Origin of the sequence: Pseudomonas sp. GM41(2012) (assembly GCF_000282315.2) — a bacterium.
Taxonomy (GTDB): domain Bacteria; phylum Pseudomonadota; class Gammaproteobacteria; order Pseudomonadales; family Pseudomonadaceae; genus Aquipseudomonas.
The window spans coordinates 2,077,376-2,092,181 of the sequence record NZ_AKJN02000006.1 but is presented as its reverse complement, the minus strand read 5'-3'; the positions used below and the strand labels follow the sequence as shown (position 1 = coordinate 2,092,181).

Here is a 14,806-nt window from a genome sequence, read left to right as displayed (position 1 = left end):
CATCAAACCCTGTAGGAGCCGAGCTTGGTCCGGGCGGCGTTCCGACGATGGCGTACTCACTGGCGACCAAAATTACAACGCCTGCCACCCCCCACCCAACGCCTTGTACAACGCAATACTCGCCTGCAACCGCGACAACCGCAGTTGCACATTCAAATCCTGCGCCGCATACAGCGTGCGCTGTGTCTCCAGCACCGTCAGCAAATCCTCGGCTCCGGCCCGATAACGGCTTTGTGCAATGTTGAACGCCGTCTGCGCCTGGTTCAGTTCTTCACTTTGCCACTGCCGCTGTTCGTCCAGGCCGCGAATGCTGTTCAATGCTTTTTCCACATCGGCGAAGCCATTGATGATCGCCCCTCGATACGTCTCCAGCAGTTCTTCCTGGCGGGCCGTGGCCTTGTCGCGCTCGGCACTCAGGCGACCATTGTTGAAGACCGGTGCGAGCAGCCCGGCGGTGAGGTTGTAGAAAGGGTTACGCAGGACGTCGGCGGCGCGGTCGGCGCCGGAGCCGATTTCTGCACTCAGGGTCACAGCCGGCAACATGGCGGCGCGGGCGACGGTGACGTTGGCTTGTGCGGCGGCCAGTTGCGCTTCGGCGCGGGCGATGTCCGGGCGACGGCTGATCAGCTCGCTGGGTAGCCCCGCGCCAATGGTTGGCCATGACAGTTGATCAAAGCGTTCCTGACCCAAAGACAATTCCTGCACCGGCCGGCCGAGCAGGGCGGCGAGGCTGATCTGGGCGTCCTGAGCCTGTTGCTGCACCAGCGGCAATTGTCGCTGTTGCGCGGCGACCAGGCTCTTCTGCTGCGCCAGTTCCAAAGCCGTCGCCGAGCCTGAGTCAAAACGCGTCTGCACCAGTTTCAAAACACTCTGCGCGTTCGCCAGATTCAGTTCGGCGATGCGACTTTGCTCTCGCAACGACACGCTTTGCGCGTAGCTGTTGGCGACGCCGCTGAGCAGCGTCAACTCCACTGTCGCCTGATCGAATTCGCTGGCCTGCAAGCCGAATTGCGCACTGTCGCGGGAGGCGCGTTGGCCGCCCCAGAAGTCGACTTCGTAAGTGGCGCTGAGGTTGGCATTAAAGTAATCGACGGCCTTGTTATCGCCATCGGCATCGAGCTGGCTGTAGCCGTTGCCGCGCAATAGTTTCTGCCGATTGGCGTTCAGGCCGGCCTTGACCTCCGGCAGTAGCGAGCCGCCGGCAATCACGGTGTCGGCTTGCGCTTGACGCACCCGAGCGATGGCAGCGGCCAGGTCGTAACTGCCGACCCGGGCTTGTTCGATCAGGCGATCAAGCTCCGGGCTGCCGAACTGGGTCCACCATTGCAGGTGGCTGCGAGTAGCGCTTTGCGTGTGTGGCGATTGCCAGGAGGCGGGCGGCTGGAGGCCGCTGTCCGGGCGCTGGGCGGGACTGCCGCAGGCGCCGAGTAACAGGCAGAGGGTCAGCAGGCTGAGTGGCGGCTTCATGGATAGATCATTCACTGGTAAGGGCCGTGACCGGGTCGAGTCGGGCAGCTTTGCGGGCCGGCATGAAGCCGAAGACAACACCGGTGACCAGAGCGCAGCCAAAGGCGCCGAGCACCGCTATCAAGGAGAACGCGACCGCGACTTCGCTGAGGATCAGCACGCCGCCGACGATCAGTGCCAGGGCGATCCCGGCGAGCCCGCCGACCACCGAGAGCATCACCGCTTCGGTGAGGAACTGGCGCAGGATGTCCCGTTGACGGGCGCCGGTGGCCATGCGGATGCCGATCTCGCGGGTGCGTTCGCGCACGGTCATCAGCATGATGTTCATCACACCGATCCCGCCCACCAGCAACGAAATCGCGGCAATCGAACCGAGCATCAGCGACAGGGTATTTTGCGTGCGTGCCTCGGCCTGAATCATTGCCGCGTTGTTGGTCAGTTCGAAATCTTTCTTGCCGTTGTGCAGGCGCAGCATCAACTGCTCGATGGCTTTTTCGGTCTCCTTGACCTTGCGCGCATCGGCGGCGGCGATGGCCACGTATTCGGGGTTGTGAGTGCCGAACAGCCGCACACTCGCAGCGGAGTAGGGGATGGCGATGCGGTCGTCGCTGTCGGAGTCGCCGGAGCTGGCACCTTTTTCCGCGAGCACGCCCACCACCTGGAAAGGCACGTTCTCGATCAGGATGTACTGGCCGATCGGGTTAGCGACGTCCTTGAGCAACTTGGTCCGCACCTTGTGGCCAATCACCGCGACCGCCGCCGCATTGCGTTCATCGTCCTGGGTGAAGTAGCTGCCTTCCACCACCGGCCAGTTGAAAATCGCCGGGAAATTAGTGTCGTTGCCGCCGACGTAGCTCAAGTGGTCGAGGTTGCCAAAACGCACCCCGGCTTCCTGGCCGTTGACCGGCATGATCCGTGTCACTTGCGGCAGGCTTCCCACCGCCGCGACGTCATCCAGGGTAACGATGCCCAGCGGTGTTCGCGGGTTGGGTGACGAGCCGCTGAGGTAAATGATGTTGGAACCGAAGGCACCCATTTGCGCCATCACCTGACGCTTGCTGCCTTCACCGACGGCCAGCATCACCACCACCGACGCCACGCCAATGATGATCCCGAGCAACGTCAGCGCGGTGCGAAAGCGGTTGATCCACATCACCCGCCACGCGGCTTGCACCGCATCGACCAGTTCGCCTTTCCACGCGCCAGTGGCTTCGGCGCCTTCGGTCAGGCGCTTGCGCAGATCCACCGCTTGCAGCGCGCCAGGGTTGGCTGAGGTCTGCGCTTCGGGGTTGTCCCGGGCGCTGTCGCTGATGATCAACCCGTCGCGAATTTCGATGATGCGTTTGGCCCGGGCCGCCACTTCGCGGTCGTGGGTGATGAGGATCACCACATGGCCCTGGCCCGCCAGTTCGTCGAGCAGGGTCATGACCTCGGCGCCGCTGTGGCTGTCGAGGGCGCCGGTGGGTTCGTCGGCGAGGATGATGTGGCCGCCGTTCATCAAGGCGCGGGCGATGGACACCCGTTGTTGCTGGCCGCCGGAAAGCTGGTGCGGACGGTTGCCGGTGCGCGAGGCCAGGCCGAGGCGGTCGAGCAGGGCGGCGGCGCGGGCGTGGCGTTCGGCGGCCGGAGTGCCGGCATAGATGGCCGGCATCTCGACGTTTTCCTGGGCCGAGCCGGACGGGATCAGGTGGTAACCCTGGAACACAAAACCAAAGGCTTCGCGGCGCAGCCAGGCCAGTTCGTCGCTGTCGAGGGCGGCGACGTTTTCCCCGGCGAAGCGGTATTCGCCCGACGTGGGGCGGTCGAGGCAGCCGAGGATGTTCATCAGCGTCGACTTGCCGGAGCCGGAGGCACCGACGATCGCCACGAATTCCCCAGCATGGATCGACAGGTCGATGCCGCGCAGTACGTGAACTTCCGGTGAATCGCCGCCGCCGTAAGCTTTGCGGATGTCGTGCAGGTCGATCAGGGGCGTCAGCATTCAGCCGCCACTCCCGTCGGCCGGACCTATCAACAGGTGATCGCCTTCCTGCAAGCCATCGAGGACCTGCACCCGCAGGCGATCGCTGATGCCGGTGCGCACGTCGCGCTGCTCGATGCGACCGTTTTTGGCGACGACCTGGGCGGTCTGATTGTCCGTTCCAGTGCCGGCTTGCAATGCAGAGATGGGCGCGGTGAGGACGTTTTTCGCCTGCTCGGCGACGAAGAAGACTTGCGTGGTCATTTCCGCCATCAGCGCGTTGTCTGCGTTGTCGACATCGAGCAATACGGTGTACAGCACCACGCGAGCGCTGCCGCTTTTGCTCGAACTGGCGGGGCTGCCGCCGCCCTGGCTGGTCTGGTCCAGCGGCTTGGGCGGCACCGGCAAAATTTGTCGCACGGTGCTGTTCCAGCGACGGTTGCCGCCGCTGAGGGTGGTGAACCAGGCCGTCATCCCGGGTTTGACGTGACCGATGTCGGCTTCCGACACCTCGGCCCAGACGGTCATCGGCGACAACTTGGCGATGCGCAGAATCAGTGGCGTTTGTTGCTGGGCGTTGAGGGTCTGGCCGACCCGGGCGTCGAGTGCGACGACGGTTCCGCTCATCGGCGCATAGATGCGCGTGTAACCGAATTCCGCCTGATCACTGCGCAGGCTGGCCTGGGCCTGGCGGATCTGCGCCTGGAACATGTCGATGCGGGCCTGGGTGGCGCGCAGTTCGGCCTCGGCGGTCTGCACGTCTTCTTCGCGGGTGGCGCCACCGGCCTTGAGGTTTTGCTGACGCTGGAATTTCTGCCGGGCGAGGTCGTGTTGCGCCCGTTGTTCCTGCAGCTGTGCCTTGAGGTTTTCGATGGAGAAACGCCCGGCGTCGAGTTTGGCCTGTTGCGTGGACGGATCGATTTCCACCAGCAACTGGCCTTCCTTCACCACATCGCCGACTTCCACGTGGATCTTGTGGATCTGCCCGGACGCCTGGGCACCGACGTCGACATAGCGTCGAGGTTGCAGAGTGCCCAGCGCGGTGACGCTGCTTTCGATGTTGGCGCGGGTGACCTGCACGGTGGCGAACTGGTCGCGGCCGGGCGGGATGATCTGCCAGGCGGCGACGGCGATAACGGGGATCAGACAAAGTGCTACAAGCAGGGCGCGTCGGGTCTGTCGGGGACGTTTCATGCAGGGTTCCGGCCAATGAATATCGGCCCGTCGCTCAGCCTGCGCACAAAATCGGGCAACAGCAGAGCGCTGTCGGAGGGCCGACAGAGACGGGGAGCTGTCCTGTAAACGAGGAAAGTACCGAGGAATTTAGGCGAGGACACAATCAAACTGTGGGAGCGGGCTTGCTCGCGAAGGGGGCCTCACATTCAACAATGAATGTGACTGACACACCGCCTTCGCGAGCAAGCCCGCTCCCACAGGTTCATGACTATTTGCCGGGCAAGGTGAAGCAATACTTTAAATCTATATGAGAATTACTATAAATTACGCACCTCAAACTGCCACTATCGTGCCACTGCCTATTTCGGCGGTCGCCGGTCTGGCTCAAGGATAGAAACCGCACCCCTGCGGCCGGGAGTCATGTTGGAAAACTACTATCGCGAGCTGGTGTGTTTTTTGAACGCCAGGCTGGGCAACCGTCAGGTGGCCGAAGATGTGGTGCATGACGCTTATCTGCGGGTACTTGAGCGGTCCAGCGACACGCCGATCGAGCAACCTCGGGCGTTTCTGTATCGCACTGCACTCAACCTGGTGATCGACGACCATCGGCGCAATGCCCTGCGTCAGGTCGAATCCCTGGAAGTGCTCGACAACGAAGAGCGCTACTTCACCCCATCCCCTCATCACAGCCTCGATCACGGTCAACGCCTGGAGATGCTCCAGAGTGCCTTGGCGGAATTGCCACGGTTGTGCCGCGAGAGTTTCTTGCTGCGCAAGATCGAAGGTCTGTCGCACCCGGAGATCGCCGAACACCTGGGCATTTCCCGGGCCCTGGTAGAGAAACACATCGTCAATGCGATGAAGCATTGCCGGGTGCGGATGCTGCAATGGGATGCCCACTGATCCGACCCGATCAATCAAGCTGGATTAAATTTTTTTTCATTGTCCTCGTTCCCTTCAACAGACGATCTGCTGTCCTGCTCAAGGCCGGTCAGGTCACTTAGGCTTACTCCCCACTGCTTCGGGGGGTTCATCCAGAGGACACTGGAAATGACACAGGCAATTGCATCGCCCATCGTTCACGACCTGATCGGCGTCGGTTTCGGCCCTTCGAACCTGGCGCTGGCCATCGCTCTGCAAGAGCGCGGGCCGAGTCAGGGCGAGCTGGATGTGCTGTTTCTCGACAAGCAGGCCGACTACCGCTGGCACGGCAACACCCTGGTGACCCAGAGCGAGTTGCAGATCTCCTTCCTCAAGGACCTGGTGACCCTGCGCAACCCGACCAGCCCGTACTCCTTCGTCAACTACCTCAAGCACCACGGTCGTCTGGTGGACTTCATCAACCTGGGCACCTTTTATCCGTGCCGCATGGAGTACAACGATTACCTGCGCTGGGTCGCCGGGCAATTTGAAGCGCAGAGCCGTTACGGCGAAGAAGTGCTGACCATCGAGCCGGTATTGCACAACCAACAGGTCGAAGCGCTGCGGGTGATCTCGCGCGATACCCAAGGCCAGCAGCACGTTCGCACCGCCCGTTCGGTGGTGGTCAGTGCCGGCGGAACACCGCGCATTCCCGAAGCGTTCAAGGCGCTCAAGGGTGACAGCCGGGTGTTCCACCACTCCCAATACCTGGCGCAGATGGCCAGGCAGCCGTGCGTGAACAACCAGCCGATGAGCATCGCGATCATCGGCGGCGGGCAGAGCGCGGCGGAAGCGTTCATCGATTTGAACGACAGCTTCCCGTCGGTGCAGGTGGACATGATCCTGCGTGGCTCGGCCCTGAAGCCGGCGGACGATAGCCCGTTCGTCAACGAAGTGTTCTCGCCGGAATTCACTGATCTGGTGTTCCAGCAGGCGAGCAGCGAGCGCGAGCGTCTGGTCAACGAGTACCACAACACCAACTATTCGGTGGTGGACATCGACCTGATCGAACGCATCTACGGCATCTTCTATCGCCAGAAAGTCTCGGGCATCGCGCGCCATGCGTTCCGCACCCTGACCACCATTGAAAAGGCCACTGCCACCGAGCGCGGTATCGAGTTGGCGGTGCGCAACAACGCCACGGGTGAAGTCACCGTCCGTCATTACGACGCCGTGGTGCTGGCCACCGGTTACGAGCGCCAGATGCACCGCAAACTGCTGGCGCCGCTGGAGCAGTACCTGGGGGATTTCGAGGTTGATCGTAATTACAAACTGATCACTGACGAGCGCTGCAAGGCCGGTATTTATATGCAGGGCTTCTGCCAGGCGAGCCATGGTTTGAGCGACACCTTGCTGTCGATCCTGCCGATTCGCGCGGATGAGATTGCCGGTTCGTTGTATGAACATGGGAAGGCGCGTGGGCAGGGTGGTTCGGTGATGGATTTACTGTTGGCGACTGCCAGCTAAAATTTTCGGCGCCTGTGAGGCCGCTATCGCGAGCAGGCTCGCTCCCACAGTGGATCTCCAGTGAACACAGATATTGTGTAAGACAGAGATCAAATGTGGGAGCGAGCCTGCTCGCGATAGCGGCCTCACAGGCGCCACAAATCCAGAATCCTGAACCCTTCCTGAAGAACCCCGCGATTCCCCCTCCACATGCCTTTGCTTCGTTTACTCTCCAGAAATCGGGGCGTAAGCTTCGCGCGTTTTCAATCAATAGCGGAGACCCACAGTGGGTACTTGTTCGAGTGACAGTAGTCGGCCGGTTTCGATAACCGGCACCTTCCCGGCAAGATAACGCGCCACTTTTTTGTGCCGTAGTCTCGCCGAAAAGCGAGCAGCGGCATCCCGATCGCGGCCAGTCCTGGTCCGTGTCCCGACGTCCCTCTCATCGACGCTGAACCGTGCGTGATGTTCGACTTTGTGTCGTCATCGCGGCGTATCGACACGCCTGCTCGACGGTTTCCCGGCTGACCCTGGGGGAACTGCCATGAACCTGACCCTGCTCAAAGAATTCTTCGCCGGATTCCTGCGCACGCGCCACATCGCCCGACACTTCCGTCGCCTGGCGCTGCTGGAAAACTTCACCGACACCACGGTCAGCCGCGAGGTACCGCCCACCCTGGCGCAAACCCTGGTGAGCGCCGCCAACAGCGACACCGGCCAACTGCTGAACAACCTCGGCAGCCACACCGATGGCTTGAGCGAACTCGAAGCCGATGCGCTGCGCGTGCAATACGGCCTCAACGAAGTCGAGCACGAACAGCCTCTGCCCTGGTGGACGCACTTGTGGCACTGCTACAAAAACCCGTTCAACCTGCTGCTGACCTTGCTCGCGGTCATCTCCTGGCTGACCGAAGACATGAAAGCCGCCATCGTGATTTTCTCCATGGTGGTGCTCTCGACCTTGCTGCGCTTCTGGCAGGAAACCAAATCCAACCAGGCCGCCGACGCGCTCAAGGCGATGGTCAGCAACACCGCCACCGTGTTGCGTCGGGATGCGTCGCGCACCGAGCTGCCGATCAAGCAACTGGTGCCAGGCGACCTGATCGTGCTCTCGGCCGGCGACATGATTCCCGCCGATTGCCGGGTGCTCGGCGCCAAGGATTTGTTCGTCAGCCAGGCCGCGATGACCGGTGAATCGATGCCGGTGGAAAAATTCCCCCGTCAGCAAGACAGTGACACCCACAACCCGTTGGACCTCGACAACATTCTGTTCATGGGCACCAACGTGGTGTCCGGCACGGCCATGGCGGTGATACTCACCACCGGCAACAACACCTATTTCGGTGCCTTGGCCCAGCGGGTCGGCGCTACCGATCGCGCACCCACTTCATTCCAGACGGGCGTCAACAAAGTCAGCTGGCTGCTCATCCGGTTCATGTTCGTCATGGCGCCGCTGGTGCTGTTCATCAACGGCTTCACCAAAGGCGACTGGACCCAGGCGCTGCTGTTCGCGCTGTCGATTGCCGTGGGCCTGACCCCGGAAATGCTACCGATGATCGTCACCTCGACCCTGGCCAAGGGCGCGGTGTTCCTGTCGCGTAAAAAAGTCATCGTCAAACGCCTCGACGCGATCCAGAACTTCGGCGCGATGGACGTGCTGTGCACCGACAAGACCGGCACCCTGACTCAGGACAAGATCTTCCTGGCGCGTAACGTCGATGTCTGGGGCAACGACTCCGATGACGTATTGGAAATGGCCTACCTCAACAGCTACTACCAGACCGGCCTGAAAAACCTGCTGGACGTGGCGGTGCTCGAACACGTGGAAATCCACCGTGAACTGAAAGTCGGCACCGCGTTTCGCAAGGTCGACGAGATCCCGTTCGACTTCACTCGCCGACGCATGTCGGTGGTTGTCGCCGAGCGCGATCATTCGCACCTGCTGATCTGCAAAGGCGCGGTGGAAGAAGTGCTGGCGGTCTGCACGCGGGTGCGTCACGGCGAGGTCGATGAAGCACTGAGCGATGAACTGTTGGCGCGGATTCGCCAGGTCACCGCATCGTTCAACGCCGAAGGACTTCGTGTCGTCGCCGTCGCCGCACGGCCAATGATTGAGGGGCGCGACACCTACAGCCTGGCGGATGAGCAGGAACTGACGCTGATCGGTTACGTGGCGTTTCTCGATCCGCCCAAGGAAAGCACCGCACCGGCCCTCAAGGCGCTTGCCGCTCACGGTGTGGCCGTGAAAGTGCTGACCGGCGACAACGAACTGGTGACCGCCAAGATCTGCCGCGAAGTCGGTCTGGAGCAACAAGGCCTGCTGATGGGCAACGACATCGAGCGCATGAGCGACGCCGAACTGGCGGTAGCGGTGGAGAGCACCAACGTCTTCGCCAAACTCACCCCGTCGCACAAGGAACGCATCGTGCGTTTGCTCAAGGGCAACGGTCATGTGGTCGGTTTCATGGGCGACGGCATCAACGACGCGCCAGCGCTGCGCACCGCAGACATCGGCATTTCGGTGGACAGCGCCGTCGACATCGCCAAGGAAGCGGCGGACATCATCCTGCTGGAGAAAAGCCTGATGGTGCTGGAGGAGGGCGTACTGGAAGGGCGTAGGACCTTCGCCAACATGCTCAAGTACATCAAAATGACTGCCAGCTCGAACTTCGGCAACGTGTTCTCGGTGCTGGTGGCCAGTGCGTTCATCCCGTTCCTGCCGATGCTGCCGATGCACCTGCTGGTGCAGAACCTGCTCTATGACATTTCACAGATCGCCATCCCGTTCGATAACGTCGACGAGGACATGCTGAAAACACCACAACGCTGGCAGCCGGCGGACGTCGGGCGTTTCATGCTGTTTTTCGGGCCGATCAGCTCGATCTTCGACATCACCACGTTTGCCTTGATGTGGTACGTCTTCGACGCCAATACCCCGGATCATCAAACCCTGTTCCAGTCCGGCTGGTTCGTGGTCGGGCTGCTGACCCAGACGCTGATCGTGCATATGATCCGCACGCCGAAAATCCCGTTCCTGCAAAGCCGCGCAGCGATGCCACTGATGGTGATGACTGGAATCATCATGGCCGTCGGCATCTTCCTGCCGATGGGACCGCTGGCGCACTACTTCAAACTGCAGGCACTGCCGTCGCTGTACTTCGTGTTCCTGCCGGTGATTCTGCTGGCGTACATGGGCCTGACGCAGGCGGTAAAAGGATTTTATGTTCGCCGGTTTGGCTGGCAGTAATGCTGCCAATTGTAGGAGCAAGGCTTGCCCGCGATGAACGATGACGCGGTGTGTCAGTTAAATCGCGTCATCGTTCTTCGCGGGCAAGCCTTGCTCCTACAGCTTTCCTGAAGCATCCCGGTTTTTAGGAAAAGTCCTACAGAAAGATCGACGGGTCTTCCGTAGCCTTGCGCCCTCACGAATTCGATACCCTCCTGGGGGCCCACGTTGTCGAACAAAGCCTTACGTATCCTGATCGCCGACGAGTTGCATTTTCACCGCATGAAGGTCGAGCGACTGTTCAATCAACTCGACTACTACCGGATAGCACCGGTGCACAGCCTTGAAGAGCTGTTGACCCTGGTCGAATACAGTGGCGAGCCATTTGATCTGGTGGTCATCAATGCCTCGCTGGCGGGCGGGGCGTTGAACCTGTTCGATTTTTTCCTTGATAACCAACAGGTTCATCACGCCTTGATCTATGACGGTCAGCAGGCGCAATTGCCGCCCATTCCTGCCTGCGTTCAACAGAGGGTTGAGGTGAGTCACGCTATGCTGCCTGATCTGGCGTCCATTACGCGGCTGATGGCGATTATCGACCCTCGTCTACCGTTCGTCGGTTCTGTCATTTCTGTCAGGTAGTTGCGCGCGGTTTTCTATGTAAAGGTCTTTTGCGCAGCCGGTGCGATCAAACGGGCCGGGCTCATGGGCATTGATTGCTCAATCGTCGTTTTTGTTGCTCAGGAGTTGCCATGAGTTCAGTGTTGATTGCGGACGATCATCCGGTGGTTCGCACCGCAGTCAAAGCCGTACTGGTTCAGGAGGGTGTCAAGCAGGTATACGAAGCGGCGAGTGGTAATGAGGTCTTGCCGAAAATCCGCGAACACAAGCCTGATCTGGTGATACTGGATCTGGTGATGCCCATGCTCGACGGGCTGGATGTACTGGCGCGGATCAAGGTCAGTGGGGTGTCCTGTCGAGTACTGGTCTTCACGTCCCAGGAGGCCATGTTTTATCAGGATCGTTGCATGCACGCCGGCGCCGCAGGCTATGTCGCCAAGTCCAATGACTTGCAGCACTTGCACAGAGCCGTGCACGCCGTGATGGCCGGTTACACCTATTTCGTCCAGCTACCCTCGGCGTCGGTGTCGATGAACTCGATGCAACTGAGTGAAAAACAGATGATCGATAAACTTTCCGATCGGGAGCTGACGATCTTTCAGCATCTGGCCCGGGGCATCAGTAACAAGGCGATCGCTGAAATCATGCACTTGAGTCACAAGACCGTCAGCACCTACAAGACCCGTGTGGTTGGAAAACTCAACGTGGAATCAGCGGTGTACCTGAGGGACTTTGCCAAGCGTAATCATCTGATCTGAGTGAGCCCGATCATGCGCAATTGTTTGTGGGCTCTGTTGCTGTTCTGTGGACTGGGAGCACCGGTGATGGCGGCCGATGAGCCAACGCTTTTGCATGTGCTGGGGCATTCCGCGGTGGAGGGTTATCAGGTCCAGCTGGATGAAAAAGACTGGCAATGGTTGCGTGGCAAACGCGTCTTGCGCCTCGGGGTGTCGGGGCCGGACTACCCGCCGTTCGAGATCACGCGAAACGTTGATGAGCTGGAAGGCATCACCGCAGACTATGCCGCACTGTTGGGGCAACTGCTGCACGTCAAAATCGATGTGCTTCGTTATCGCACGCGCGAGGCGGCCATAGAGGCGCTCAAGCGCGATGATCTGGACCTGCTCGGCACCTCCAACAACTTTGAGGCGGCTGACCCGCAGCTGACCCGATCCAGTGCCTATGCCGAAGATCAGCCGATGCTGGTTACCCGCCTGGACGACTGGATGCCCGCCGACCTCGCGGGCAAACGCATCGCCATGGTCGATGATTATCTGCAGGCGCAGACTGTCGAAGCCTTCTATCCCGATGCGAGCCTGCAACGCTACCCCTCGGCACTCGACGCGATCGGGGCGGTGGCGTTCGGGCAGGATGATGTGTACCTCGGGGACTTCATCAGCGCCAATTACCTGATCAATAACAACTACCTGAGCAACGTACGCCTGGTGGGGCCTTCTGGCCTGGACGCCAATCCGTTCGGCTTTGCCTTCAGCCGGGGCAACCCTGGTCTGAAGAGCATTGTCGATAAGGCTCTGGCGGCGATTTCCATGGATCAGCGCACGGCCATCGAGCAGCGCTGGAGTGCCGGAAGAGCCAACATGGCGGGTCAAGAGCGAGTACGTTTGAGCGCCAGTGAACAACGTTGGCTGGATCAACATCCGACGGTGCAAGTGGGTGCCATCGAGAGCTTTGCACCGCTGACTTTTTACGATGCACAGGGACAACTCAGCGGGTTGACCGCGCAATTGCTGACGCTGATCAGCCAGCGCAGCGGCTTGACCTTCAAGGTGCAGCGCGGTAACTCCCTCGATCAGCAGATCCAGGAACTCAAGGACGGCAAGATCGACGTGTTACCTGTGGTCACGCCCGGTATCGAACGCGAACTCGAACTGCGTTTCACTCGGGCCTACTTGAACAATCCGTTTGTACTGGTCAGTGCGAGCACCCCGGGAAGCCCCAGGACCCTGGATGATATGGCCGGTAAACGCCTGGCGATTTATCGCGGTCATCCGTTGCTCGGGTTCATCCGCGCTCGGGCACCCAATGTACGCCTGGTCGAAGTGCAGAGTCCGGCGCAGGGGATGGAATGGGTGATCAAGGGCCAGGCCGACGGGGCCGTCAGCTCATTGATCGTGGCTCGGTATCTGGTCACCCGGCAATACCGCGAGCGTCTGCGGATCAGCAGCACCGTGGGTGATGAACCGGCGCGTATCGCTCTGGCCACCAGCCGTGGGGCGCTGGAGTTGCACTCGATTCTGAACAAGGCACTGCTGAGCATTTCGCCCCGGGAGATGGATGAGCTGCTGGCCCGCTGGAGCAATGATGTGGTGGTCGATGACAGCTACTGGCTGCGTCATCGCCAAGGCATTCTCCAGGCGTTTGCCGCGGCGGGCGCTTTGCTGTTGCTCGCACTGGCCTGGATTGCCTGGCAGCGTCGGCAGATCACTCAACGCCAACAACTGCTCGCGCAATTGCAGGATGCCAAGAACGCCGCCGACGATGCCAACCGCGCCAAAACCACTTTTCTGGCGACCATGAGTCATGAAATCCGCACTCCGATGAATGCCCTGATCGGCATGCTCGAACTGGCGCAGAAGCGAGCGGAAGAGGGCTTCACTGATCGCTCCGCCATCGAAGTGGCATCCAATGCCGCGCAGCAATTGCTGGCGCTGATCGGCGACATCCTGGACATCGCCCGCATCGAGTCCGGGCATTTGTCGCTGACCCCTGAGCGGGCCAATCTACGCACGCTGGTGGAGTCGGTGTGCCGGGTTTTTGAAGGCCTGGCACGGCAGAAGAACTTGCAGTGGCGGGTCGAATTGGCCGAACACAGCGATTGTGACGTGTTGGTCGACCCCACGCGCTTCAAGCAGGTGCTGTCCAATCTGCTGAGCAACGCGATCAAGTTCACCCGTGAAGGCGAGGTGAGTCTGACACTGCGAGTAGAGCCCGGTATATCGGGGCATCTGGCAGTCAGTGTGCGTATCGAGGACAGCGGTATCGGTGTCAGTGTGGTCGATCAGCAACGACTGTTCAGCCCGTTCGTGCAGGCCGGCAACAGCCAGCAGTCAGGCCACAATGGCTCCGGCCTGGGACTGGTGATCAGCCGCACGCTGTGCGAAATGATGGGCGGCCGATTGCAGCTCGACAGCGTCCTCGGTCTGGGTACGCAGGTCGACATCAGCGTTGATCTGATTGCGTTGCAACCGTTGACTTGCGGCGAGTGCGCGGATAGCGGATTGCAGGTGACCACTCGGCTGCTGACGATTCTGGTGGTCGACGATTACCCGGCCAATCGATTATTGCTCTCACGGCAGTTGAGTTACCTGGGGCATCAGGTGCTGGAGGCTGAGAATGGCGAGCATGGTCTTGTGCAGTGGCGCGAGCATGAGCTCGATTTGGTCATCACCGATTGCAACATGCCGGTGGTCAATGGTTATGAATTGGCGGGTGCGATACGCGATGAAGAGCGCGCTAATGGCTTGCCACCCACGCTGATTCTGGGGTTTAGCGCCAATGCGCAGCCGGAGGAAAAGAGCCGTTGCCTTGAAGCGGGCATGGACGACTGTCTGTTCAAACCGATTCGGCTGGCAGACTTGAGTGCCTGGCTGGCATCCCGATTTGTGAATGAGCTGCCAGCGCCGGCTGTAGAAAAATCAACGTCCGAAATCGACCTGACCGGCCTGGAGCTCTACGTCGGTGAAGACCGGACGCTGATCAATCAGTTGTTGCGCGAACTGGCCGAGACCAATCGCTACGATCGCGATGATCTGCTTGCAGCGCACGTCAGTGGCAATCGTCACCGGCTGCAAGACCTGGCGCACCGCATCAAAGGGGGGGCGCGGATGGTTCGTGCAAAACGCTTGATCGAGTGCTGCGAACATCTGGAACGTGCCTGCGCCGAGGGGCGCGCGGCGTTGATCGACGAGGCCGTCGATCAATTGCAACACGCCATGGCAAGCCTGGATAAGAACCTCAAGCGAGACTGA

Annotated in this window: 9 protein-coding genes; 6 read left to right on the top strand and 3 right to left on the bottom strand. The window is 60.5% G+C overall.

All coding sequences use genetic code 11. The features are described from left to right. Nucleotides 1-72 precede the first annotated feature (72 nt). From PMI27_RS16405 to PMI27_RS16415, 3 genes are read right to left on the bottom strand one after another with little or no spacing between them, the layout of a single operon-like run. Nucleotides 73-1,467 (bottom strand): efflux transporter outer membrane subunit, encoded by a 1,395-nt coding sequence (locus tag PMI27_RS16405; protein ID WP_008152228.1) that lies wholly within the window; start codon nucleotides 1,465-1,467, stop codon nucleotides 73-75. Between the two features lie 7 nt (nucleotides 1,468-1,474). Next, nucleotides 1,475-3,448, bottom strand: coding sequence for a MacB family efflux pump subunit (locus PMI27_RS16410; protein ID WP_008152226.1), 1,974 nt, complete (start codon nucleotides 3,446-3,448; stop codon nucleotides 1,475-1,477). Next, nucleotides 3,449-4,621, bottom strand: coding sequence for an efflux RND transporter periplasmic adaptor subunit (locus PMI27_RS16415; protein ID WP_008152223.1), 1,173 nt, complete (start codon nucleotides 4,619-4,621; stop codon nucleotides 3,449-3,451). Nucleotides 4,622-5,023: 402 nt separating this feature from the next. On the opposite strand from PMI27_RS16415, the gene PMI27_RS16420 reads away from it, so the two are divergent. From PMI27_RS16420 to PMI27_RS16445, 6 genes are all read left to right on the top strand, one after another. Continuing rightward, a complete protein-coding gene (locus PMI27_RS16420) occupies nucleotides 5,024-5,506 on the top strand; it encodes a sigma-70 family RNA polymerase sigma factor (protein ID WP_033053204.1) in 483 nt (160 codons plus the stop codon). 147 nt (nucleotides 5,507-5,653) lie between these two features. Then, nucleotides 5,654-6,991, top strand: coding sequence for a lysine N(6)-hydroxylase/L-ornithine N(5)-oxygenase family protein (locus tag PMI27_RS16425; protein WP_008152219.1), 1,338 nt, complete (start codon nucleotides 5,654-5,656; stop codon nucleotides 6,989-6,991). Between the two features lie 523 nt (nucleotides 6,992-7,514). Next, entirely contained in the window at nucleotides 7,515-10,217 is a 2,703-nt protein-coding gene (gene mgtA / locus PMI27_RS16430) for a magnesium-translocating P-type ATPase (RefSeq protein WP_008152216.1), read from the top strand. 207 nt (nucleotides 10,218-10,424) lie between these two features. Beyond that, a complete protein-coding gene (locus PMI27_RS16435) occupies nucleotides 10,425-10,838 on the top strand; it encodes a hypothetical protein (protein WP_008152214.1) in 414 nt (137 codons plus the stop codon). A gap of 110 nt (nucleotides 10,839-10,948) precedes the next feature. Beyond that, on the top strand, nucleotides 10,949-11,575 hold the full coding sequence (locus tag PMI27_RS16440) for a response regulator transcription factor (protein ID WP_008152212.1): 627 nt from the start codon (nucleotides 10,949-10,951) through the stop codon (nucleotides 11,573-11,575). A gap of 12 nt (nucleotides 11,576-11,587) precedes the next feature. Further along, nucleotides 11,588-14,806 carry a transporter substrate-binding domain-containing protein gene (locus tag PMI27_RS16445; RefSeq protein WP_008152209.1) on the top strand — a complete coding sequence of 1,073 codons (3,219 nt, stop codon included), beginning with the start codon at nucleotides 11,588-11,590 and terminating at the stop codon, nucleotides 14,804-14,806.

Bases quoted from the DNA above. Each gene is read 5' to 3' on its own strand.
- PMI27_RS16405 (WP_008152228.1), bottom strand. From the start codon at position 1,467: ATGAAGCCGCCACTCAGCCTGCTGACCCTCTGCCTGTTACTCGGCGCC.
- PMI27_RS16410 (WP_008152226.1), bottom strand. From the start codon at position 3,448: ATGCTGACGCCCCTGATCGACCTGCACGACATCCGCAAAGCTTACGGC.
- PMI27_RS16415 (WP_008152223.1), bottom strand. From the start codon at position 4,621: ATGAAACGTCCCCGACAGACCCGACGCGCCCTGCTTGTAGCACTTTGT.
- PMI27_RS16420 (WP_033053204.1), top strand. From the start codon at position 5,024: ATGTTGGAAAACTACTATCGCGAGCTGGTGTGTTTTTTGAACGCCAGG.
- PMI27_RS16425 (WP_008152219.1), top strand. From the start codon at position 5,654: ATGACACAGGCAATTGCATCGCCCATCGTTCACGACCTGATCGGCGTC.
- mgtA (WP_008152216.1), top strand. From the start codon at position 7,515: ATGAACCTGACCCTGCTCAAAGAATTCTTCGCCGGATTCCTGCGCACG.
- PMI27_RS16440 (WP_008152212.1), top strand. From the start codon at position 10,949: ATGAGTTCAGTGTTGATTGCGGACGATCATCCGGTGGTTCGCACCGCA.
- PMI27_RS16445 (WP_008152209.1), top strand. From the start codon at position 11,588: ATGCGCAATTGTTTGTGGGCTCTGTTGCTGTTCTGTGGACTGGGAGCA.